The sequence below is a fragment of the Streptomyces sp. NPDC044984 genome, from assembly GCF_040646935.1.
Lineage (GTDB): Bacteria > Actinomycetota > Actinomycetes > Streptomycetales > Streptomycetaceae > Streptomyces.
In genome coordinates, this window is record NZ_JBEZBE010000019.1 from 97,956 (window position 1) to 119,824 (window position 21,869).

Genomic DNA, 21,869 nt, shown 5'->3' on the forward strand with positions numbered 1-21,869 from the left:
AGCCGTCTGATCGACGGACCACCTCGGCTGCGCATGCGGTCCTGACGGCCCCGACGGCGGCCCTCGACCGTGTCCGGCTGGAGCCCCCGGCCGCCCAAGTGACGCAGGCGACGTCGTGTTCGGGGGAGTGGGTGAGGAGGCGACGAGGGCAGGATTCGAACCTGCGTCCACCCGGGATCAGAGCCGGGCGCTCCTCCGCAGAGCTTCCCCGTCGCCACCGTGATCATTGTTTGGGCCGCTGTGCGGGTCAACTGATTTACAGGGCGGACGCGCGCAGGGGCTGCTACCGGTCACGTCCACTCCTGGGCGGCGGCACGCTTGTCCTTGCCGGAGAAGACTCCTGCCGACCGCAGGGCGCCGGCCATGAGCGGGTCGGCGACGGCGACTCCGTGCACCAGCTCGGGCGTCCGCCGGAAGGCGACGGCCTCGGCCGCCGGCCTGGGAGCGGTCCAGGCGCCGGCCACCGGGTCCACCCGATGCCGGGCGCAGACCGCTTCGACGAGCGAGCGCGGGCATTCCTTCTCCCCCCGGAGCACTTCCCAGGGCAGGGGAAGCTCTGCCCAGACGTAGGTGTCCGGGTGGAGCCCGCCGCCGCTCATGCGGTGCCAGTACGCCACGTCGGCCGCCATCAGGCGGGGCACCTTGCCCGGGCAGATCCGGTCCAGGACCTCGTCCTGCCCCAGCTCGGTCAGCAGCGCGAACCAGTGGGCGCGGGCCGTGTTCCACGCCTGTGCGGCCTGGTTCCACGTCGACGAGTCGTCTCCGCGGCGCACGATCATCGTGTCGCGTTCCAGCGGATGCCGGTTCCAGGCGTCCTCCAGCAGATCCGCGACCTGGCGCAGGAATCCGTTCCACCGGACCAGCAGCCGGGTGAGGTCCCGGTCGGACACGTGGGCCAGCACTTCGGTCGTGGGGTGCACATGCGCTACCGCGTACCAGCAGGTCCGCTCGGGGAGATCCCTCAGGCGCTGGAACAGGGCCTCGGCGACCTCGTCGTAGACCCGACGCTGCCGGCCGTTGGTGAAGACGCTGCGCATGTAGCCGCGCGCCGTGACGTAGGCGATGAAGGCCGCCGTGTCCGGGTCCGTGGCGAACAGTTCGTACGGCAGGGCGTGGGCGAGGGCGCCTTTGCCGGTGACGGTCACCTCGCGGCGGTGCTGTTCGTGGATGAGCCGGGCCAGCTTGGCTTCCATCCGGCGCAGTAGCCGGAAACGCTTGTTGTACTGGCGTTTTGAGATCTCCCCGAGGCCCGCCGCCGTGCGCCCGGCTCGGTTGAGGCGGTCCATGCCGAAGTCGTTCTGCCCGTACGAGCGGCCTATCTCCTCACCCGCCCGCCGGATCACCGCCTCGATCCGGGCCGGATCGTCCCCGGCGCCGTCCGGGAGTTCCGGTACGTTCGTGAAGAGGCTTGCCGCCCGGGCGAGCTGGCGTTGTGCGCCGACCGGACGGGCGAACTCCTCCCGCATGGAGGTGTAGCCGTGCCAGAGGTTGCGCAGCGAGTGCTCGGCGGCCTTGGCGAGCGCCGCCTCCGTCGCCGTATCGAGGTCCGTGCCCTGGGCGGCGTACATGTCCTGGATGAGCCGGGCCACGTCTTCCGGACGCTTGCGCAGTGTGAGCGACGCGTGCAGCTCACGGAGGACCTGTTCGAATGCGGGCGACGGCATGAGCCTCACCCTGTCATTCCCATGACCAGGCCTCCACTACTTATCCGCATGCCGCCGGTGGTCGGCTCGACGTTCCGGGGATCTCCTGGACAGGAGCGATCCCGCTCTACGCCGACGCCGGGCCGGTGTCCTCCGAGGGTACGGACAGGAAGGCCGCCCAGGCCTTCGGGGTGACGGTGAGGTGGGGAGCGTCCGGGGTCTTGGAGTCGCGGATGTGGATGGCGGTGGAGTGGGTGGCGACTTCGAGGCAGTTGCCGCCTTCATCACCGCTGTAGCTCGACTTGCGCCAGGTGTAGGCGACTTCCACGCAGTTGCCGCCGTCGCTGCCGCTGTAGCTCGACTTGAACCACCTCAGTGCGGTGCCACTCATTGGTCTCCTAGAAGACGGTCCAGCAGATCCCTTGTGTCCTCGGGGGTGAGGGCCTGTGACCGCAGCATCGCACACTTCTGCGTGAGGATCGCCACCTCATCGGGGTCCGCGATCAGTTGGCTGCCGCGTTGGTTCTCCGTGTAGGCGAGTCGCTGGTGCTCCGGTGTCTCCAGCAGCACGAACGGGCCGTTGAGACCTGCGTGACTTGTCCGGTCCAGAGGCAGGACTTGAATCATGACGCCGGGTAGTTCCGAGCATGCTCGCAAGTGGCGAAGTTACTCGGTCCAGACGTCCTTCCCGCCGATAGGCGCGCGTACCACCGGTTCCCAGATGACGAAACAGGTGATCGGCGCTTCTCTGCCCCGCAGGATCGCCTGACGTTCCATACGGGCTGCCGTCAGCCGAGCGATTGTGTCGTCGTCGTAGAACGGCACACGACTGCGGAACACGGCCCACGCATACGCCTCCGTCTGAAGCAATCCGGGCAGCACCTGGTTCTCGTACGACGAGATCGCGATGGCCTCCCGTTCCCTGTCCAGGAACTCCTCCGCCCACAGCGGAACCAGGTCCACTTCGGGCATCCGGCTCAGCGCGACCGACAACGCGCCCTTGGTGCAGAGGAGTTCGTCGAGTTGCTCGGCGAGGTCCGGCTTCAACGGCCGTCTGCCCTGTTCGATCGACGCGATCTGCTGCTCGCTGATGACGAACCGTTCGCCCAGCGAGCGCTGGGTGTGGCCGGCGGCATTGCGGTACAGGGCGAGCAGTGCGCCCACCATCTTCATTGCCGAGGCGTTCCGCCGTGTCGTGGTGCCCATGAGGTCGAACTCCCCACCCGTGCGCGTACGTTCACTGTCGCGTACGCGTACTTACGGGCCGTACGGGTGCGCGGACTGTTCCATGGTGGGTACGGAGAGTCATTCTCGTCCCGTGAATCAGGAAACTTCACCCCCGATCCCGTCCCCCTCCCCACGGGAGCGTTTCTTCGGCCGTGAGCGTCGCTCCGTGCCCGGTGCGCGGGCGTTCGCGCGCCGGGTGCTGGAGGACTGGGGCGCGCTCGGGCGCACGGACGATGTGCTGCTGTGCGTCAGTGAATTGGCGACCAACGCCCTGCTGCACGGCGTACCGCCCGGCCGGGGATTCCTCCTGCGCCTCCTGCCGTACACCGACGGCGTCCGCGTCGAGGTGCACGACAGCGGGGGCGGTGTGCCCGCCGTGCCGCAGGGGGAACTCGACGAGGGCGGGCGCGGGCTGCTGCTCGTGGCCGGGGTGGCGGACACGTGGGGGGTGGGGGAGCGGGCCCCCGGGAAGGTCGTGTGGTGCGAGTTCGCTACGGGGTCCGCAGTACCGACGCCACCGACGCGATCGTCTCCGGTCCCACCCGGCAGCACCCTCCGATCAGCCGGGCCCCCGCCTCACGCCAGCCCTTCACCTGCCCGGCACTGAACGTCGACCGGCCGGTCCACGCCCGCGCCCCGGCGTCCCACGTCTCACCGCTGTTGGGGTAGACCACGACCGGTTTGCCGGTGACGCGGGCCGCGAGGGCGACGGCGTGGTCCGCGTCCTGCGGGGTACAGCAGTTCACGCCGACCGCGATCACCTCGTCCGCCCGCGCCGCCAGTGCGAAGGCCTCCTCCAGTGGCTGGCCGGCGCGGGTGCGGTCGCCGGACACCGAGTACGAGAGCCAGGCCGGTACGTCCAGGCCGCGCAGCGCACGCAGCAGGGCCTTTGCCTCGTCCGTGTCGGGGATCGTCTCCAGGGCGAGTACGTCCGGGGCGGCCCCCGCCAGGACCTCCATGCGCGGGCGGTGGAAGCGCTCCAGTTCCGTCACGCCCAGCCCGTACCGGCCCCGGTACTCCGAGCCGTCCGCGAGCATCGCGCCGTACGGGCCGACCGACGCCGCCACCCACAGCGGGCGCGTCACCCGGGCCCGCCGGGCCGCCGTACGGGCGCACTCCACGCTCAGGGCCAGCAGACCGGCGGCCTCCTCCCGGCCGGTCCCGCGCCGCGCGAACCCCTCGAACGTCGCCTGGTAGCTCGCCGTGATCGCCACGTCCGCGCCCGCCTCGAAGTACGCGAGGTGGGCCGTCGTCACCGCCTCCGGGTCCTCGGCGAGCAGCCGGGCCGACCACAGCTCGTCGCTCAGGTCGTGTCCGGCCGACGCGAGCTGGTTGGACATGCCACCGTCGAGGACGACCGTGCCGTCCGCGAGTGCCTCGGCGAGGGCGGGAGAGGTGCTCATACCGACGACGCTAGTCGAGGTGGTTCCGTGCACTGCGGTCCGTCGGCCGGGAGGGCGTGCTGATCCGTGCGGTGATGTCCGCCGCACGCGGCATCGTCGGGCGCGCACCGGCGGGGGCGCACCCCCATGGGGCTCATGCCTTTCTGCGGGTGATCGCCTGTGTGACGGCCACCGCGGTCGCCAACAGGCCCGCGGCGACGGTGAGCTGGACGCTCGTGGGCGCCACCGCGGACGCCGCGTCCGGCGCGTTCTGCAGGCGGGTGAGCATGATGTTGACCGGGGAGACGCCCTTGCCCAGGAGAAGGGCCAGCAGGAGCACCAGGGCGAGGACGAGTGCGTGGCCCCGGCGCCGGAACACCAGCCGTGAGCAGACCAGTCCGACGGCCATGCCGGTGAAGGCGCAGACGAGTTGGGCCACGGTCCCCAGTACCAGGTCCGCAAGGCCGGGTGCGTGGGTCCCGGACAGCAGTGGCAGCACCAGGCCGGTGGCCGTGAGCAGCAGGCACCACACGGCTGCCGTTCCGGCCGTCGCGAGCAGGACGCGCAGATGGCCGCCGGCGCTGACGGCGACGATCGAGCGGTGCGCCCGGTCCTCAAGACCGGTCAGTGCCATGGTCAGCCAGACCGAGCACGGCAGCATGGCCCCGGCCACCGAGGCGTAGGTCGCGGTGAGCGGCCCGCTGTCGCTGCTGGTCAGCACGGCCACCAGGCCGAGGAACAGCAGCAGCGGCGCGAGGTAGCGCTGGGAGAGCAGCAGGACCGTGGACAGGTAGCGGATCAGGGCGATCACGGAGCGGGCCTTCTCCCATCGACCCGGGAAGCGGGTCCGTCCGCGGCTCCGGTCAGGCCGGCCACCGACCACCGGTGCCGCAACGCCGTCAGCAGTACGGCGTCCGAGTGCTCCCGCGTCACCCGCAGGACGACCTCTCCGTCGCGCCGGGAGGTGGCCATCACACCCGGCAACGCGGACCAGTTCACCTTGTCCGGCACGGCACCGTCGGGCGGCACGGTCAGGACCAGCTCGACCGTCGAGGCGCGGCTTCGGGCAGGCCGGGCGCCGCGCCGGGTGAGCAGGCCGTCGTGGATGACGCAGGTGCCGTTGGCGTGCGTCTCGGCGATGGCCTCGCGGTGGTCGGTGAAGACCACCGCACCGCCCCGCCCGGCCACCTCGCCGATGAACTCGGCGAGGACACCGTGGGCCGAGACGTCGAGACCCGACCAGGGTTCGTCGAGGACCAGCAGGTCGGGCCGGACGAGCAGGGCCTGGGCGAGCGCCACCTTCTGCGCGTTGCCCTTCGAGAGCGTGCGCAGCGACGCGTTCCGCCCGCCCACCAGGGCCAGCCGCTCCAGCAGGTGCTCGCCCCGGGCGCGGGCGGCGGAGGCCGACAGACCACGGATACGCCCCAGGTGCGTGAGATAGGAGATCGCCGAGATGCGGTCGTGGGCGGTGAAGCGGTCCGGTACGTAACCGATGTGCGGTGGCCGGCCCGACACGCTCCCGGTGGTGGGCCGCGACAGTCCGGCGAGGATCCTCAGCAAGGTCGACTTCCCCGAACCGTTGGCGCCCACGACCGCGAGGACGTCGCCGGCCGAGACCCGCAGGTTCACGTCGCGCAGGACCCACCGTCCTCCGCCGTGACGCTTGCCGACCGCCTCACAACGTAACAACCCGACTCCTCGACGTGGTCTGCGCGCCGGCTCCTCCGGCCTGGCGAGCGAGTGCGGCAGTGCAGCCGACAGGCGGATGAAGCCCCTGGTGGACGGGTTCCCGACCAGGAGAACCGTCTCCACCGGAGGCCTCGGGTGCTTGTCTACCCGGCGGGTGCCGACGTGTCCAGCGCGCGGCCGGCTCCGGTGGTGGCACCACCGCCGTCCACCGGTACGGCCGCCGGGGCACCGGTCACGGCGCGCCCTTCGGCCCCGGCGCTGGGATGCTGGGAGAAAGCCCAGCCGGACAGGGCGGTGAGTGCCATGACGGGGCTTGAAGAGGACGTCCCGCCCGCTGCGGACGAACGCGCCGACCCACACGGGGACCCGTTCCTGCGCACCCGGTTCGCCGTGCCCGCGCTCCCGGTGACGTACCTGCGGCGGGAGCGGCTGACCAGGCATCTCGACCAGGCCCTGCGGACGCCGCTGACCATGGTCAACGGCGCGGCGGGCGCGGGGAAGACCCTGCTGGTCGCGGACTGGGCGGAGCGGCTGGACGGGCAGCCGGTCGCCTGGCTGACCACCGACGCGGCCGGGGACGGGCCCGGGATGTTCTGGGCGTACCTGCTGCGGGCGCTGCACACCGTCGGTGTCCCGCTGCCCGCGGACATCGGTGTCCCGGCGGACGCGAACCGGGTGAGCCCCGTCCTGCCGGCCCGGCTCGCCGCCGGGCTGAGTGCCCGGGAGCGGCCCGTGGTCGTTGTGCTCGACGAGTTCGACCGGGTCACCTCCCCGGAGATCGCCGGGCAGCTGGAATTCGTGCTGCGTCACGCCGGGCCGGGACTGCGGCTGGTCCTCGTCACCCGTACCGAGCCGCTGCTGCCCCTGCACCGCTACCGGGCCGCGGGCGAGCTGACGGAGATCAGGGGCGCGGAGCTGGCCTTCACCCCGGACGAGGCCGCCGGGCTGATGGAGCTGCACGGGCTGCGGCTGCCCCCGGCCGCCGTCCGCGCGCTCGTGGAGCGCACCCGGGGGTGGGCCGCCGGGCTGCGGCTCTCGGCCCTGGCGGCGGGACAGAGCCCGGACCCGGAGGCGTACCTCGAGGAGTTCGAGGCGGACCGCAGCACGATCGCCGACTTCCTGCTGGCGGAGGTGCTCAAGCGGCAGGACGCCGAGACCCAGGACCTGCTGCTGCGGGTGAGCGTGCTCGACCGGTTCTGCCCCGGCCTGACGAACGCGGTCACGGGACGGGACGACGCCGAGGCCATTCTGGCCCGGCTGAGCCGGGACAACGCCTTCGTCGAGCACCTCGGGCACGGGCTGTACCGGCTCCACCCCCTGTTCGCCGAGATCCTCCGCGCCCACCTGCGGATGTGGCGACCCGGTCTGGAACCCGGGCTGCACCGGCGGGCCGCCGAGTGGCTGCGGCGGTCCGGACACCTTCCGGAGGCACTGGGGTACGGGGCCGCCGCCGACGACTGGGAGTTCACCGCCGGTGCCCTGGTCGACGACCTCGCCATCGGCCAGTTCTTCACGGGGCCGCGCTCCGACGTGGTGACCGGGCTGTTCTCCCGGATGGGGCGGGAGAACACGGGGCCGGCCCCGGAGCTGGTGCGGGCGGCCGGCCGGCTGGCCCGGCGCGAGGTCGACGGCGGACTGGTCCATCTGCGCCGCGCGCAACAGGAGCTGGCGGTGCCGGCCGAGTACGACGGCGCGGCGGCGGCCCGGTTGAGCTGCGCCCTGCTGGAGGCCCTCGCCGCCCGGCTGGCCGGTGCGCCGGACCGGGCGGAGAGCGCGGTCCGGGCGGCCGAGGGGCTGTGGGAGGCGGTTCCCGACGACCTGCTGGAGCGGCATCCCGAACTCGGCGCGCTGCTGCTGGACCACCTGGGCTCCGCACGGCTGTGGGCCGGGCACTTCGAGGAGGCCCGGGCCGCCCTGTCCACGGTGACGGACTGTGCCCCGGGCGCGGCCACGGCACTCCCGCGCGAGGACTCGCTGGGCCGGCTCGCCCTGATCGACTATCTGAACGGCTGGCTCGGCAGGGCCGAACGCAAGGCGCGCGAGGCCCTCCTGGAGACGGAGCGGTTCGGGCTGCCCCGGCCGTCCGGCTCCGGTGTCGAGCGGCTCGTCCTGGCCGCCGTCGCCGTGGACCGCGACGAACTGGGGCGGGCCCAGGCCCTGCTCGACACGTCGGCCGACTCGCACCCGGCGATGCGGGACCCCGTACTGGAGGCCGGACGGGCGCTGACGACCGCGCGCCTGCATCTGGCGCGCGGCGATCCGGGGGCCGCGCTGAAGGCGGTGGAACCGGAGGTGCCGGCCGACGTCGTCTCGCCGTGGGCGCGGGGGGAGACGGCGCTCGTCGCGGCCGCCGCCCATCTCGCCGAGGGCCGTACGGAGACGGCCGCCGGGCTGCTGCGGGAGGTGCCCGACGATCGGCCGGCGTGCGCGGTGAGGGTCGCGCGGGTCCAGCTCGCCACCGGTCGGACCGCGGCGGCCGTACGGCTGCTCGACCGGGTGCGTCCGGAGGGGCGGGCCGGTCCCGCGGTGACCGTCCGGGCCGCGCTGGTGCGGGCGCAGGCGGCGGACGAGGCGGGGGACGGCGCGACCGCGCGCGGACTCGTGGCGCGGGCGCTGGCGGAGGCGCGCCGGGAGCGGCTGCGCCGGCCCTTCCGCGAGGCCGGGCCGTGGATCCGGCCCTATCTGGGCACGGCGTCGCCGTACTGGCTGACGGACGGCCGGCTCGTCCCCGGCACCGGCCGCCCCTCCCCGCGACGGCCCGAACCGCCGCCACCGGTCGTCGAGGATCTGAGCGGGCGCGAGTGCGACGTCCTGCGCCGCCTGGCCCTGACGATGTCCACCGAGGAGATCGCCGCCGACCTGTACGTGTCGGTGAACACGGTCAAGACCCACCTCAAGAGCGTCTACCGGAAGCTGTCCGTCAACCGCCGCAACGAGGCGGTGCGCCGCGCCCGCGAACTGGACCTGCTGTGACGAAGGGAATGCCATGGCCCACTGGCGGGCGCTGATCGTCCTGGGGACCGCGCAGTTCCTGATGGTCCTCGACACCTCGGTCATGAACGTCTCCATCAGCCAACTGGTCGACGACTTCGACACCGAGGTCACCGCCATCCAGGCCGTCATCACCCTGTACGCGCTGGTCATGGCGGCCTTCATGATCATCGGGGGGCGGCTGGGGGACATCCTCGGGCGGCGGCGCGTCTTCCTCGGCGGGCTCGTCGTCTACGCCACGGGCTCGGCCCTGACCGCCGTGGCGCCCACCCTGTGGGTGCTGCTCCTCGGCTGGTCGGTCGTCGAGGGACTCGGCGCCGCGCTGGTGCTGCCCGCCATGGCGGCCCTCGTCGCCGAGTCCTACCGGGGCCGCGACCGGGCCGTCGCGTACGGCGTCGTCGGTGGACTGGCCGGTGCCGGTATCGCCGTGGGCCCCCTGCTGGGCGGCTGGGTGACGACGTACCTCACGTGGCGGCTGGTCTTCGCGGGGGAGGTCGTGGTCGTCCTGGCCGTCCTCCTCCTGCGCCGCGCGATCACCGAGGCGCCGAGGACCGGGGCGCGGCCCCGGCTGGACGGCGTCGGCGCCGTGCTCTCCGCGGCGGGCCTGGCCCTCGGGGTGCTCGGGGTGCTGCAGAGCGGCACCTGGGGCTGGGTGCGACCGCGCAATCCACCCTTCACCGTCCTCGGTTTCGCGCCGACGCTGTTCGTGGTCGGGGCCGGAGTGGCCGTCCTCGCGCTCTTCCACCGGTGGGAGCGGCACCGGGACGAGCGCGGCGACGAGCCGCTGGTGCACCTGTCCCTGCTGCGCCGACCCGCCCTGGGCTCCGGACTGATGTCGCTGGTGAGCCAGAACCTGATCCTGCTGGGGCTGTTCTTCACCATCCCGCTGTACCTCCAGGTCGTGCAGGGCTTCGACGCCTTCGAGACGGGGCTCAGGCTGCTGCCGGTGTCCGCGACGATGCTGGTGACCTCGCTGGGCGCGGCCCGGCTGGGGCGCACGGTCGGACCGCGGCGCGTCGTCCGGCTGGCCCTGCTCACCGTCGCGGCGGCCGTCCTGTGGCTGCTGGCCACCATCGACCCGGTCATCGACGACGCGAACTTCGCCGGGGCGATGGCCCTGCTCGGCGTCGGCATGGGCCTGTTCGCCTCGCAGCTCGGCAACGTCGTCCAGTCCGCCGCGGGCGAGGAGGAACGCAGCGAGGCCGGCGGGCTCCAGTACACCGCGCAGAACCTGGGCTCGGCCCTCGGCACCGCGCTGATCGGATCGCTGCTCGTCGGCTCTCTGGCGCACGCCTTCACCGCGCACGTGGAGGACGACCCCCGGCTGTCGCGGGAGGCCCGGCAGCAGGTCGGCGTCGCCCTGGAGGCCGGGGTCACCTTCGTGCCCACCGAGCAGGTGCGCGCGGCGGCCACCCGCGCCGGGCTGCCGCCGTCCGAGGTGGACGCCGTGACGGACTCCTACGCGTCGGCGCAGCTCGACGGCCTGAAGGCGGCGGTCCTCGCCACCGGCGGCATCACCCTCGCGAGCTTCCTGGTCACGCCCCGGCTGCCGGGCCCGCCGCCCGGGCACACCAGGACCGGCGGGCGGAACGGGACCGGCCGGAGGACGCCGTGACGTCCGGCACCGGGCGGGCCGCCGGGCACCGGGCGCACGCCGACTACACGGGCGGCGTCTACGGATCCCTGCTCGCGGCCTCGGTGATCGTCGGGGCCGGCACGCTCGGCTCGTTCCCGCGGCTGGAGATGGTGCTGCTGCTGTTGCTCACCGGCGGGGTGTTCTGGATCGCGCACGTGCACGCGCAGTTGTTCGGGGCACGGCTGGCGCAGCGCACCCCGGACCGGCACGTCGTGCTGCGGGTGTGCCGGGAGGAGTGGACGATCGTCAAGGCCGCCGTGCCGCCTGCGACCGCCGTGGCCGTCAGCCCCGTGCTCGGCCTCGGTGTGCAGGCCACCCAGTGGTTCGCGCTGTCCGTCGCCGTGGCGGGGCAGGTGGGCTGGTCGGCGGCGGCCGCCCGCCGGGCCGGCGCCGGCCGGCGCCTGATGGCCCTGTCGGCGGCGGTGAACCTCGTGCTCGGCCTGGTGATCCTCTCGTGCAAGCTCTGGCTGAAGCACTGAGAGGAGCGGCCTCTCACCTGTACCGGGTGAGCCGGGCCGCCGCCCGGCGGCGGACGATCGCGGGGTACGGGCACGGCCCGCCCGTCCCAGGCCACCCGGGGAGCGGCTCATGCGCTACGAGATCCGTGTGGAAGGACATCTCTCGGAACCGCTGATCAAGGTTTTTCCGGAGCTCGACCACGTGACGATGTCCGGCCAGACCCTGCTGTTCGGGCACGTCGTCGACGAGGCGCACCTGTACGGGCTGCTGGCCCGCTGCCAGTCCCTGGGCCTGCGCGTCCTGGAGATGCGCCAGACGCCGGAGTGACACCCCCGGCCGGCCGGGTCACGGGCTCTCGGCGCGCACCCGGCCGGACCGCACGGCCTCGCCCAGCGCCTCGAAGTCCCGCTCGTTGCGGTCGGCGTAGTCCTGCGCGAACCCGGCGAGCGCCCGGTCGAAGCGGTCGCCGCGCCCCAGGTAGGCGGCGATGGCGACCGGATCGCCGGAACGGGCGTGGGCACGCGCCAGGCTCGCCCCGCACAGCCGCGCGAACAGCCGCAGCAGCCCCGGGTCCATGGTCTCCGGCCGGGCGATGCCCTTCCAGTCGCGCAGCTGCCGTACGTAGAAGTCCCGGGGGCGTCCGTCGAGGCCCACGGCGTGCGTCCAGCCGAGCAGGATGTCGCCGGTCGTCTGGATCAGCCGCTGACCCGCCACGACCCGGCGGCCCTGGTTGTCGTACCGCTCGCCCTCCGTGTGCGGGGCGAGCACCGACTCCTGCGCCTCCTTGGCCTGCAGCAGCAGGGGATCGTCGTCGTCCCGGCCGAGCAGGAGCACGATCCAGCAGCGCGTGCCGACACTGCCGACGCCCACCACCTTCCGGGCCGCGTCGACCAGGTGGTAGCGCCCCAGCAGGTGCCGGCGCTCCGACGACAGCGAGCGCGCGTACCCGTCCAGGACCTCGCGCAGGGCCTTCTCCTCCGTGGAGAGGTCGGCCGACAGGTCGCGCAGCGGGGTGATCAGCGGCGGATCCGGGGCGATGCGCCGCCCGCGGGGCGTGACGCGGGTGAGCTTCTCGAAGGCCTGGAGGTGGGTGCGGGTCCGGGCGCGTGCCGCCGCCCGGGCGGCGCGGCGCCGGACCTCGCGGTCCGTCGACGACGACATCAGCTCCCGCAGCCGGTCGGCGTCGTCCTGCGCGTACCAGATGTCGAGGGTGCGCATGCCGGCGAACTCCCGCATGCGCCGGCGGTAGGCCTTCACACAGGCCCGCACGGTTTCGTCCTGCGCCTCGACCGGGAAGCCGTTCGCCCGGCCGGCGACGGCGAAGCTCGCCGCCAGCCGCTTGACGTCCCACTCGAAGGGACCGGTGTGCGTCTCGTCGAAGTCGTTGATGTCGAAGACCAGGTGACGCTCCGGGGAGGCCAGCAGGCGGAAGTTGAGCAGGTGGGCGTCTCCGCACAGCTGCACGGTCAGGCCGGTGTCCGGGACGGCCCCGAGGTCCGCCGCCATGATCGCCGCGGCTCCCCGGTAGAACCGGAAGGAGGACTCGAGCATCCTGCCGTGGCGGACCGGCACCAGTTCGGGCAGCCGGGTCGCCGACTGCCGCTCGATCACGCCGACGGGGTCCGGCCGGTCCTGGGCCGCCTCGAACCGGCCGTGGGACGAGCGCGGCACCCGGCCGCGCGCCTCCCTGCCGTACGCGGCCCGCTCGGCCGGGGAGGGGCAGGTGCCGAACGCGCTGCTCGGTACGGCCATCACTGTCTCCCGCCTGCACCGCGAACGAAGACTGCCCGCCGCCCATCCCACCGCGCCCGCGCCCCGACCGGATCACCCGTCGTGGGTGAGGCGGTGGGCGCCCGTCGAGCGGACGCTGAGCACGGGGCCGGATGACATGTCGGGCACGGGCGGCCCGGAACGGAGGAATGAGATGAGTGGTGCGACGTACCTCGCGTACGACTATCCGCTGCTGAGCGCCTTCTGGACCATCCTGGTCTTCTTCCTGTGGATCATGTGGTTCGTCCTGCTCTTCCGGGTCGTCATGGACATCTTCCGCGACGACGACCTGAGCGGCTGGGCCAAGGCCGGCTGGCTGGTCTTCACGGTCGTCCTGCCCTTCCTGGGCGTCTTCGTCTACGTGATCGCCCGCGGCAAGAACATGGGGCGCCGCGAGATCGCGCAGGCGCGCGCCCAGCAGGAGGCGTTCGACAGCTACGTCCGCGAGACCGCCAGGGGCACCGGCGGCCGCACCAGCAGCGTCGACGAACTCGCCCGGCTGTCCGAGATCAAGGCCCGTGGCGACATCTCGGACGACGAGTTCCGCAGGGCGAAGGAACTGGTCCTGAGCGGCCACGGCCCGGCGGAACACGCGGGTCCGTTCGCTTCGTCCGCAGGGCGCTGACCGCACGACACCGAATCGAGGCACCGCAATGACAGCGACACACCCGACACACGGCGCACGCGGCGCGACCGGCGCGCACGCGCCGTCGGCGAAGCGGCAGTGGGCGGAAGGCCTGACGGTCTTCGCCGCCGTCACCCTCATGATCGTGGGGGTGCTCGACATCCTCCGGGGCATCATGGGCATCGCCGAGGACGACGTCTTCGTCACGACGCGGAACTACGTCTTCGAGTTCGACCTCACCGCCTGGGGCTGGATCCACATGGCGCTCGGCGTCCTCGCGGTGCTCGTCAGCCTCGGCCTGGCCCGGGGAGCCATGTGGGCCCGCGTCGCCGGCGTGACGATCGCCGGGCTCCTCGTCATCGCCAACTTCCTGTCCCTGCCGTACTACCCGGTCTGGTCCGTCGTGATGATCGCCTTCTCCGGGTTCATCATCTGGGCACTGTGCGCGCCGCGTTCGGGCACCCGCGCCGAGCACTGAGCCACGGCACCGTGTCCCGGACCGGCGTCCGGCGGGACACGGCGTGGGCGCGGCTGGCCCTGCTCGCCCTCGCGGCCGGCGTGCTGGTCCCGTTCGTGGCCGCCGGTCTGCGCAGCGTGCTCTGGGCGCTGCTCGGCCTCGCCGGACTGGCCCTGGCGGCCGTGGGACTGTGGTGGACCCTCGCCCACTCCGGCGCGGTGCGGATCGCCGGCGCGGCGCTGTGCGCGGCGGCTCCGCTGACGGTGCTGGCGCTGTACGCCGCGGGCGGGATGCTGGGACCGGCCGCGCTGTCCCTGGCGCTGTGGGCGCTGGCCGTCGGCGCGGCGCGGACGGCGGTGGCGCCCGGACGCGCCGAGCCGGTGTCCGCCCCGCCGCCCGGCCGTCCCTGGGCGGTGATGAACCCGCGCTCCGGCGGCGGCAAGGTCGACCGCTTCCGGCTGGCGGACCGGGCGCGCGCGGCGGGCGTCCGGGTGGTGCTGCTCGGGGACGGGCACCAGGACGTGGCCGGGCTCGCCGAGGACGCCGTGCGCGACGGGGCCGACCTGCTGGCGGTGGCCGGCGGGGACGGCACCCAGGCCCTGGTGGCGGAGGTGGCCGCCCGGCACGACGTGCCGTTCATGGTGATCCCGGCCGGCACCCGCAACCACTTCGCGCTCGACCTCGGGCTCGACCGGAACGACCCGGCGAAGGCCCTGGACGCCCTGGCGGACGGCGTCGAACTCCGCGTCGACCTCGGGTTCGCCGCGGACCGGGTGTTCGTCAACAACGCCTCCTTCGGCACGTACGCGGCGGTCGTGGGCGAGCCCGGGTACCGGGAGGAGAAGCGGCAGACCACGCTCCGGATGATGCCCGGGCTGCTGTCCGGCCCGTCGGCGCCCCGGCTGCGGATGCGGGCGGACGGGGCCCGGGCGGACGGGCTGCAGGCCCTGCTCGTCAGCAACAACCCGTACCGGCGGGCGGTCGACGCGTCCCGGCCGGGGCGCAGGGAGCGGCTGGACTCCGGACGGCTGGGGGTACTGGGTGTACGGGTGGAGAGCGCGGTGCGGGCCGCGGGGCTGGCCCGCGGTCCCCGCGCGGCCGGTCTGCTGCGGCTCACCGCCGGGGAGCTCGTCGTGGAGGCGGACACCCCGACCGTCCCGGCCGGTGTCGACGGGGAGCACGTGCTGCTGCCGGCCCCCGTGGTGTGCCGGACCGCTCCCGGAGCGCTGCGCGTGCGCGTTCCGCGGGGTGCGGTGAGTACCCGGCGGGGGAGCGGGGCACCCGACTGGCTGCGGGTGACGAGGCTCGCGCGGGGGCGGCGGGAGGACGGTCCGTAGGACGGCGGTCGAGGTCGTGGCCGTAAGACGACGGTCGAGGCCGTGACCGTGGTGCCACGGTCGCGGTCGTGACCGGGAAGGCGGTGGACATGTGCCGTTGGCTCGCCTATTCGGGCACCCCCATCCTGCTCGACAGCATCCTCTACAAGCCGGTCCACTCACTGATCGACCAGAGCCTGCACTCCAAGATGGGCGTCGAGACGACCAACGGCGACGGCTTCGGCGTGGGCTGGTACGTGTCGCACAAGGACAGCCCCGCCGTCGTCCGGGACATCGGCCCGGCGTGGAGCGACCGCAACCTGCGGGAGATCGCCGAGCACGTCGTCTCGCCGCTCTTCTTCGCCCACATCCGGGCCTCGACCGGCACGGCGGTGCAGCAGACCAACTGCCATCCGTTCCGGCACGGCCGCTGGATGTGGATGCACAACGGGGCGATCGCCGAGTTCCACCTGGTCAGGCGCGACCTCGCGCTGGCCGTCGCCCCGGATCTGTTCCCGTACGTCGAGGGCTCCACGGACTCGGAGATGATGTTCTACCTGGCGCTGACCTTCGGCCTGGCGGAGGACCCGCCCGGCGCCGTCGCCCGGATGGCCGGCCTGGTGGAACGCGTCGGCCACGAGCACGGCGTGGAGTTCCCGCTGCAGATGACGGTCTCGGTGACCGACGGCGTGCGCCTGTGGGCGTTCCGCTACTCCAGCCAGAAGGAGTCGCGCTCGCTGTTCTACAGCACCCGCGTGGACACCCTGCGCTCCCTCCACCCGGACCTGGCCTTCCTGCGCGACATGTCCGACGACGCTCGCCTCATCGTCTCCGAACCCCTGGGCAACCTGCCCGGCGCCTGGAACGCGGTCCCGGAGGGCACGTACGGCGTCGTCCAGCCGGAGGGGGACCGGATGGACACCTTCACGCCGCTGGCGGCCTGAGGCCCCTGACGGAACGGCTGTGACGGGTTGCCGGGGCCGCCGGGTCCGACGGGCCGTCCTCGCCCCGAGCGGCCTGATATCGGATCGCGGGGCGTGGCCGCCGGCTGGCACGCTGCCCGCATGGACCAGGCGGAAGCGCTGCTCATCGGAGGACGAGCCGGTGCCGGCAAGACGACCGTGGCGTGGGAGGTCTCGGCGCGGCTGCGGGCCGCGGCCGTCTCCCACGCGATCGTCGAGGGTGACTACATGGGGCAGGTGCATCCGGCGCCGGAGGGGGACCCCGACCGCTCGGGGATCACCGAGAGCAATCTGACCGCCGTCTGGGCCAACTTCGCCCGGCTGGGTTACCGGCGCCTCGTCTACACGAACACCGTGAGTGTGCTGCCCGAGGCGACGGGCATGTTCGAGCGTGCCATGGGGGCGGGGGTGGGGATCGTGCGCGTCCTGCTCACCGCGTCGGACGCCACCGCCCGTGAGCGGCTGACGGGCCGGGAACTCGGTTCGGAGCTGGAGCGGGAGCTGGCGGGCAGCGCCCGCAAGGCGCGGCTCCTGGACCGGCGGGCCCCGGCGGGGACGGTGCGGGTGGTGACGGACGGACGGTCCGTCGCGGACATCGCGCGGGAGGTGGTGGCCGCCACCGGCTGGGCCGTCGGGCCGGCACGGCCGTGACCGGTCCGTCCCGTCGGACCCGTTGACCTCTCCGTGACACGCCCTTACCTTTTCGACGTTCGTCATCTCAGATGATGTTCGGCACATCGAACAGCGAATGCATGTCATCTTCCCCACGAGAGGCAGTCCGCATGAGCCGCACCGCCGACCTGCCCGACCCGCCCCCGCCCCCCGCCCGCAGACTCCTGCTGAAGGGTGCCCTCGCCGCGGGCGCCCTGGCCGCCACCACCCCCGTGGCCGCCCACGCCGCCGCCCACCCGAAGGCAGCCCCGTACGTGAACCCGCTCGTTCCCCACCGCGCCGACCCGCACATCACCCGGCACACCGACGGCTTCTACTACTTCACCGCCACCGCACCCGAGTACGACCGGATCGTCCTGCGCCGCTCCCGTACCCTCAACGGGCTCGGCGGCGCCCCCGAGTCCGTGATCTGGCGGGCGCACCCCACCGGCGACATGGGCGCCCACATCTGGGCGCCGGAGATGCACCGCGTCGCCGGCAAGTGGTACGTCTACTTCGCCGCCGCGCCCGCCGAGGACGTGTGGGCGATCCGCATCTGGGTCCTGGAGAACGCCCACCCCGACCCCTTCAAGGGCACCTGGGTCGAGAAGGGGCAGATCAAGACCGCGTGGGAGACCTTCTCCCTGGACGCCACCACCTTCGCCCACCGCGGCACCCGCTACCTCGCCTGGGCCCAGCACGAACCCGGCATGGACAACAACACCGCCGTCTGGCTCTCCGAGATGGCGAACCCCTGGACCCTGACCGGCCCCCAGGTGCGGCTGACCACCCCCGAGTACGACTGGGAGCGCATCGGCTTCGCCGTCAACGAGGGGCCGTACGTCCTGCACCGCAACGGCCGGCTGTTCATGACCTACTCGGCCAGCGCCACCGACCACCACTACTGCGTGGGGCTGCTGACCGCCGACGAGGACAGCGACCTCATGGACCCGGCGAGCTGGGCCAAGTCACCCGTCCCCGTCTTCACCAGCAACGACACGACCCGGCAGTACGGGCCCGGCCACAACTGCTTCACCGTCGCCGAGGACGGCCGTACCGACGTCCTCGTCTACCACGCCCGCCAGTACAAGGAGATCACCGGCGACCCGCTGGACGACCCCAACCGCCACACCCGCGTCCAGAAACTCGGCTGGAAGGCGGACGGCACCCCCGACTTCGGCGTCCCCGTGGCCGACACCGCGACGGGGGAGGGGGCGTGACATGAGACGCGCGTACGCCGTACTGCTCGCCCTCTGCCTCGCGCTCGCCGGTGCCCTGGCCACCGCCGGGCCTGCCCAGGCCGCTCCGCAGACGATCGCCAACGGCACGCAGTTCACCGACCGTTCGGGAAGTCCCGTGCACGCCCACGGCGGCGGCGTCCTCAAGGTCGGCGCGTACTACTACTGGTTCGGCGAGCACCGCAACGCCGACAACACCTTCCGTTCCGTGGACGCCTACCGCTCCACCGACCTGAAGAACTGGGAGTTCCGCAACCAGGTCCTGACCGAGGCGAGCCATCCCGAACTCACCACCGCCAACATCGAGCGGCCCAAGGTCATGTACAACGCGTCCACCGGCCAGTTCGTGATGTGGATGCACAAGGAGAACGGCAGCGACTACAGCGAGGCCCGCGCCGCCGTCGCCGTCTCCGGCACCGTGGACGGCGACTACACCTGGCGGGGCAGCTTCCGGCCGCTGGGACAGCACATGTCCCGCGACATCACCGTCTTCACGGACACCGACGGCACCGGCTACATGGTCTCCGCCGCCCGCGAGAACTACGACCTGCACATCTACCGGCTCACCGCCGACCACACCGGCATCGCGAGCCTGGTCGCCAACCCCTGGCCCGGCGGCCACCGCGAGGCCCCGGCCCTGTTCAAGCGGAACGGCGTCTACTTCATGCTGACCTCGGGCGCCACCGGCTGGAACCCCAACCAGCAGCAGTACGCCACCGCCACCAGCCTCTCCGGCCCCTGGTCCGCGATGCGCAACGTCGGCGATTCGACCGCCTTCGGTTCCCAGACCGCGTACGTCCTGCCGGTGCAGGGCACCTCCGGCACCTCGTACCTGTACCTGGGCGACCGCTGGGGCAACTCCTTCGGCGGGACCGTCAACGACTCCCGGTACGTGTGGCTGCCGCTGACCTTCCCGTCGTCCACGTCGATGTCGATGTCCTGGTCGCCCGAGGTCACCGTCGACACGGCCGCCGGGACGGTCAACGGCACCGCCGCCACCTATAACACGCTGATCGCGCGGCACAGCGGCAGGTGCGCGGACGTGACCGGCCAGTCGCTCTGGCAGGGCGCCCAGATCAAGCAGTACGACTGCAACGGCGGCGGCAACCAGAAGTACTGGTTCAAGTCCGTCGGCGGCGGCCACCACCAGCTGGTGGTCCGCGGCAGTAGCCTGTGCGTGCAGGAGAACGCGAGCACGGTCACGCAGGAGGACTGCGACGCCTCCGCCACCGGCCAGCAGTGGTCCGTCACCACCACCGGCTCCTACGTCACCGTCATGTCCCGCGCCACCGGCGAGTGCCTGGACGTGAACGGCGCGTCCACCGCCAACTCCGCCGCGATCATCACGTACACCTGCAACGGAGGGACCAACCAGCAGTGGACACGCGGGACATGAGACGGGGCCGCGCGCTCGGCCGGACCGCCGTGACGGCGGCCGTGGCGCTGGGCATCGGCCTGTCGGCCGTACCGGCCCAGGCACAGGCCCAGCAGCACAGGGAGCGTCCGCCCGCCCCCGGCATCGAGAACTGCACGGCCACCGCCTGCCACTTCGACCTGCCGCCCGGCACCTACGACGTACGGGTCACCCTCGGCGGCGACCTGGCGTCCAGCACCGCCATCGGCGGCGAGACCCGGCGCGCCCTGCTCCCGGAGACCGCCGCGGCGGCCGGGGAACGTGTCGTGCGGAGCTTCACCGTGAACGTCCGCACACCCGAGGGCGAGCCCCTCGGCGCCGAGGGCACCCCCGGCCTCGACCTCACCGTCGGCGGAACCGCGCCCGCACTCGCCGGCATCCGGGTCACCCCGGCCCGGCACGCCCGGCAGGTCCTCCTGGTCGGCGACTCCACGGTCTGCGACCAGCCCGGCGACCCGTACTCCGGCTGGGGCCAGCAACTGCCCCAGTACCTGCGCAAGGGACTGTCCGTGGCCAACTACGCGGACTCCGGGGAGAGTACGGTCAGCTATCTCGGGAACCCGCTCCTGTGGGACACCGTCCGGCCACTGATCCGGCGCGGCGACCTCGTCCTGATCCAGCTCGCCCACAACGACAAGACCACCGACGAGGCGACCTACCGGGCAGGCCTCGAGACCCTGGTGGCGGGCGTGCGGGAGCGGGGCGGCGAGCCGGTGCTCGTGACCCCGGTCGTGCGGCGCTGGTTCAACGCCGACGGCACCCTGAACAACAACACAGCCCTGCTGGTCAACGGGCTCGGCGTCGACCACCCGGCCGTCGTCCGCTCCGTCGCCGCCGACCGGGACGTCCCGCTGATCGACCTCACGGCGCGGACCAAGGCGCTGGTGGAGTCCCTCGGCGTGGAGGGCTCCAAGGCGCTGTACCTCTCCAACGAGAAACGGGACAACACGCACACCTCCGTGCACGGCGCCACCGTGTACGCGGACCTGGTCCGGGAGGAACTGCTGCACCTGCGTCTGGTGCCCAAGGGCAAGGTCAGGGTGGGATGAGACCCCTGGGGCGCTCCGACCGGAACCGGGGCGCCCCAGGCCCGTGCCTCCCCGCGGGACACGGACAGTTCGGCCGGCGCCGAAGCGTCCCGCTCCTAGCGTTGCCGCATGAACGAGAACCCGCAGACCGCCACCCCCTCCGCGGCCGTCACCGGCATGGTCGACCACGTCCTCGCCCTGGCCGCCGGCTGGACCCGCTGGAACGGCGAACCCGTACACGCCGACGGCCGCGTCCACACCCCGCACAAGGCGATCCGCCGCGTCGCCGACCACCTGATCGACCACCTCGCGGAGCTGGAGGCCCGGCTCGCCGGTGAGGAGCCGCAGCCCGACCACTGGCACGCCTCCCTGATCACCACCGAGGCCGACCTCGCCCCCTTCACCCCGCAGGACCTCGACGAGGCCCGCAGCCGCCTCACCCGGCTCGCCCGCGTTTGGGCCAACCGCCTCGACGCGCTCACCGACGAACAGCTCGACGACTCGCCCGGCGAGGGCTGGAGCTTCCGCGAACTCGCCCGCCACCTCACCGAGTCCGCCTACTACGCCGACGCCGTGGGAGACCTGTCATGACCGCCTTCGCCGACCTCCACCACGCGGACGAGCCCCTGCTGCTGCCCAACGCCTGGGACCACGCCTCCGCCCACGCCCTCGCCGCCCACGGCTTCCGGGCCGTCGGCACCACCAGCCTGGCCGTCGCCGCGGCGGCCGGGCTGCCCGACGGGGCCGCGGCCACCCGGGAGGAGACGCTGCGGCTCGCGCTCACCCTCGGCTCGGGGCCGTTCCTGCTCTCCGTCGACGCGGAGGGCGGCTTCGGCGACGACCCGGACGAGGTCGCCGAACTGGCCCGGGAGCTCTACGTGCTGGGCACCGCCGGCATCAACCTGGAGGACGGACTCGGCCCCGCCGACCGGCACGCGGCGAAGATCGCCGCCGTCCGGGCGGCGGCCCCCGGCCTCTTCGTGAACGCCCGCACCGACACGTACTGGCTCGGCGACGGGGAGGACACCACCCGCCGCCTCGACGCCTACGTCCGGGCGGGCGCGCACGGCGTGTTCGTCCCCGGCCTCACCGGCCCCCGGGAGATCGCCGCCCTGGTGCGCGGTCTGGACGGCGTCCCCCTCAACATCCTCTACTCGCCCACCGGCCCCTCCGTCCCCCACCTCGCCGACCTCGGCGTCCGCCGGATCAGCCTCGGCTCGCTGCTGTACCGGCGGGCCCTGGGGGCGGCGGTGGAGACGGCGGCCGGCATCAGGGCGGGCCGGGAACCGGCGGGCACGGCACCGTCGTACGAGGAGATCCAGTCGCTGAGCCGGAGGGACCGCGGCGAGAGCGACGGCACGGCTTCCCCCGGGTGACGTCG

At 73.0% G+C, this 21,869-nt stretch carries 22 protein-coding genes, 1 tRNA gene and 1 pseudogene; 15 read left to right on the forward strand and 9 right to left on the reverse strand.

What is annotated here, in order from left to right; all coding sequences use genetic code 11:
* Positions 1–140 precede the first annotated feature (140 nt).
* The 4 genes and pseudogenes from AB0A94_RS21580 to AB0A94_RS21595 all read right to left on the reverse strand — a co-directional run bounded on the left by AB0A94_RS21580 (position 141) and on the right by AB0A94_RS21595 (position 2,849).
* A tRNA-Gln gene (locus AB0A94_RS21580) sits at positions 141–213 on the reverse strand.
* A 77-nt stretch (positions 214–290) separates the two neighbouring features.
* Positions 291–1,664, reverse strand: coding sequence for a hypothetical protein (locus tag AB0A94_RS21585; protein ID WP_361746553.1), 1,374 nt, complete (start codon positions 1,662–1,664; stop codon positions 291–293).
* A gap of 106 nt (positions 1,665–1,770) precedes the next feature.
* Positions 1,771–2,034 (reverse strand): DUF397 domain-containing protein, encoded by a 264-nt coding sequence (locus tag AB0A94_RS21590; RefSeq protein WP_361746555.1) that lies wholly within the window; start codon positions 2,032–2,034, stop codon positions 1,771–1,773.
* Positions 2,031–2,849, reverse strand: a pseudogene (locus AB0A94_RS21595) (helix-turn-helix transcriptional regulator). Before AB0A94_RS21595 ends, AB0A94_RS21590 begins: the two are co-directional and overlap by 4 nt.
* Here AB0A94_RS21595 and AB0A94_RS21600 point away from each other — a divergent pair.
* Positions 2,848–3,477 carry an ATP-binding protein gene (locus AB0A94_RS21600; protein WP_361746556.1) on the forward strand — a complete coding sequence of 210 codons (630 nt, stop codon included), beginning with the start codon at positions 2,848–2,850 and terminating at the stop codon, positions 3,475–3,477. The pseudogene AB0A94_RS21595 and the gene AB0A94_RS21600 overlap by 2 nt on opposite strands.
* On the opposite strand, the gene mmuM is transcribed toward AB0A94_RS21600, so the two are convergent.
* From mmuM to AB0A94_RS21620, 4 genes are all read right to left on the reverse strand, one after another.
* Complete coding sequence (gene mmuM, locus AB0A94_RS21605) at positions 3,362–4,273, reverse strand: homocysteine S-methyltransferase (RefSeq protein WP_361746557.1); 912 nt, start codon at positions 4,271–4,273, stop codon at positions 3,362–3,364. The genes AB0A94_RS21600 and mmuM overlap by 116 nt on opposite strands.
* Positions 4,274–4,406: 133 nt before the next feature.
* Positions 4,407–5,063 carry a hypothetical protein gene (locus AB0A94_RS21610; protein WP_361746558.1) on the reverse strand — a complete coding sequence of 219 codons (657 nt, stop codon included), beginning with the start codon at positions 5,061–5,063 and terminating at the stop codon, positions 4,407–4,409.
* Positions 5,060–5,941 carry an ABC transporter ATP-binding protein gene (locus AB0A94_RS21615; RefSeq protein WP_361746560.1) on the reverse strand — a complete coding sequence of 294 codons (882 nt, stop codon included), beginning with the start codon at positions 5,939–5,941 and terminating at the stop codon, positions 5,060–5,062. Before AB0A94_RS21615 ends, AB0A94_RS21610 begins: the two co-directional genes overlap by 4 nt.
* Before the next feature lie 143 nt (positions 5,942–6,084).
* Positions 6,085–6,246, reverse strand: a complete 162-nt coding sequence (locus AB0A94_RS21620) for a hypothetical protein (RefSeq protein WP_361746562.1) — start codon at positions 6,244–6,246, stop codon at positions 6,085–6,087.
* Here AB0A94_RS21620 and AB0A94_RS21625 point away from each other — a divergent pair.
* The 4 genes from AB0A94_RS21625 (at position 6,245) to AB0A94_RS21640 (ending at position 11,354) form a co-directional block, all read left to right on the forward strand.
* Positions 6,245–8,914: a LuxR C-terminal-related transcriptional regulator gene (locus AB0A94_RS21625; RefSeq protein ID WP_361746564.1), complete on the forward strand. Its 2,670-nt coding sequence runs from the start codon at positions 6,245–6,247 to the stop codon at positions 8,912–8,914. The genes AB0A94_RS21620 and AB0A94_RS21625 overlap by 2 nt on opposite strands.
* A gap of 13 nt (positions 8,915–8,927) precedes the next feature.
* Entirely contained in the window at positions 8,928–10,547 is a 1,620-nt protein-coding gene (locus tag AB0A94_RS21630) for an MFS transporter (RefSeq protein WP_361746566.1), read from the forward strand.
* Entirely contained in the window at positions 10,544–11,047 is a 504-nt protein-coding gene (locus AB0A94_RS21635) for a hypothetical protein (RefSeq protein WP_361746569.1), read from the forward strand. Before AB0A94_RS21630 ends, AB0A94_RS21635 begins: the two co-directional genes overlap by 4 nt.
* 109 nt (positions 11,048–11,156) lie before the next feature.
* Positions 11,157–11,354, forward strand: coding sequence for a hypothetical protein (locus AB0A94_RS21640; protein WP_361746571.1), 198 nt, complete (start codon positions 11,157–11,159; stop codon positions 11,352–11,354).
* Between the two features lie 18 nt (positions 11,355–11,372).
* Here AB0A94_RS21640 and AB0A94_RS21645 read toward each other — a convergent pair whose 3' ends face one another.
* Positions 11,373–12,779 (reverse strand): DUF2252 domain-containing protein, encoded by a 1,407-nt coding sequence (locus AB0A94_RS21645; protein WP_361746573.1) that lies wholly within the window; start codon positions 12,777–12,779, stop codon positions 11,373–11,375.
* 172 nt (positions 12,780–12,951) lie between these two features.
* On the opposite strand from AB0A94_RS21645, the gene AB0A94_RS21650 reads away from it, so the two are divergent.
* The 10 genes from AB0A94_RS21650 to AB0A94_RS21695 all read left to right on the forward strand — a co-directional run bounded on the left by AB0A94_RS21650 (position 12,952) and on the right by AB0A94_RS21695 (position 21,864).
* A complete protein-coding gene (locus AB0A94_RS21650) occupies positions 12,952–13,422 on the forward strand; it encodes an SHOCT domain-containing protein (protein WP_361746574.1) in 471 nt (156 codons plus the stop codon).
* A 28-nt stretch (positions 13,423–13,450) separates the two neighbouring features.
* Positions 13,451–13,900, forward strand: a complete 450-nt coding sequence (locus AB0A94_RS21655) for a hypothetical protein (RefSeq protein WP_361746576.1) — start codon at positions 13,451–13,453, stop codon at positions 13,898–13,900.
* An 11-nt stretch (positions 13,901–13,911) separates the two neighbouring features.
* Positions 13,912–15,216: a diacylglycerol kinase family protein gene (locus AB0A94_RS21660; RefSeq protein ID WP_361746578.1), complete on the forward strand. Its 1,305-nt coding sequence runs from the start codon at positions 13,912–13,914 to the stop codon at positions 15,214–15,216.
* Positions 15,217–15,305: 89 nt separating this feature from the next.
* A complete protein-coding gene (locus AB0A94_RS21665) occupies positions 15,306–16,139 on the forward strand; it encodes a class II glutamine amidotransferase (protein ID WP_361746666.1) in 834 nt (277 codons plus the stop codon).
* A 120-nt stretch (positions 16,140–16,259) separates the two neighbouring features.
* Positions 16,260–16,808: an AAA family ATPase gene (locus AB0A94_RS21670; RefSeq protein WP_361746580.1), complete on the forward strand. Its 549-nt coding sequence runs from the start codon at positions 16,260–16,262 to the stop codon at positions 16,806–16,808.
* 131 nt (positions 16,809–16,939) lie between these two features.
* Positions 16,940–18,028, forward strand: a complete 1,089-nt coding sequence (locus tag AB0A94_RS21675) for a glycoside hydrolase family 43 protein (protein ID WP_361746582.1) — start codon at positions 16,940–16,942, stop codon at positions 18,026–18,028.
* A gap of 1 nt (position 18,029) precedes the next feature.
* On the forward strand, positions 18,030–19,442 hold the full coding sequence (locus AB0A94_RS21680; RefSeq protein WP_361746584.1) for an RICIN domain-containing protein: 1,413 nt from the start codon (positions 18,030–18,032) through the stop codon (positions 19,440–19,442).
* Positions 19,439–20,509 (forward strand): rhamnogalacturonan acetylesterase, encoded by a 1,071-nt coding sequence (locus AB0A94_RS21685; protein ID WP_361746586.1) that lies wholly within the window; start codon positions 19,439–19,441, stop codon positions 20,507–20,509. Before AB0A94_RS21680 ends, AB0A94_RS21685 begins: the two co-directional genes overlap by 4 nt.
* A 108-nt stretch (positions 20,510–20,617) precedes the next feature.
* Complete coding sequence (locus AB0A94_RS21690; protein ID WP_361746587.1) at positions 20,618–21,079, forward strand: hypothetical protein; 462 nt, start codon at positions 20,618–20,620, stop codon at positions 21,077–21,079.
* Entirely contained in the window at positions 21,076–21,864 is a 789-nt protein-coding gene (locus AB0A94_RS21695) for an isocitrate lyase/phosphoenolpyruvate mutase family protein (RefSeq protein ID WP_361746589.1), read from the forward strand. Before AB0A94_RS21690 ends, AB0A94_RS21695 begins: the two co-directional genes overlap by 4 nt.
* Positions 21,865–21,869 lie beyond the last annotated feature (5 nt).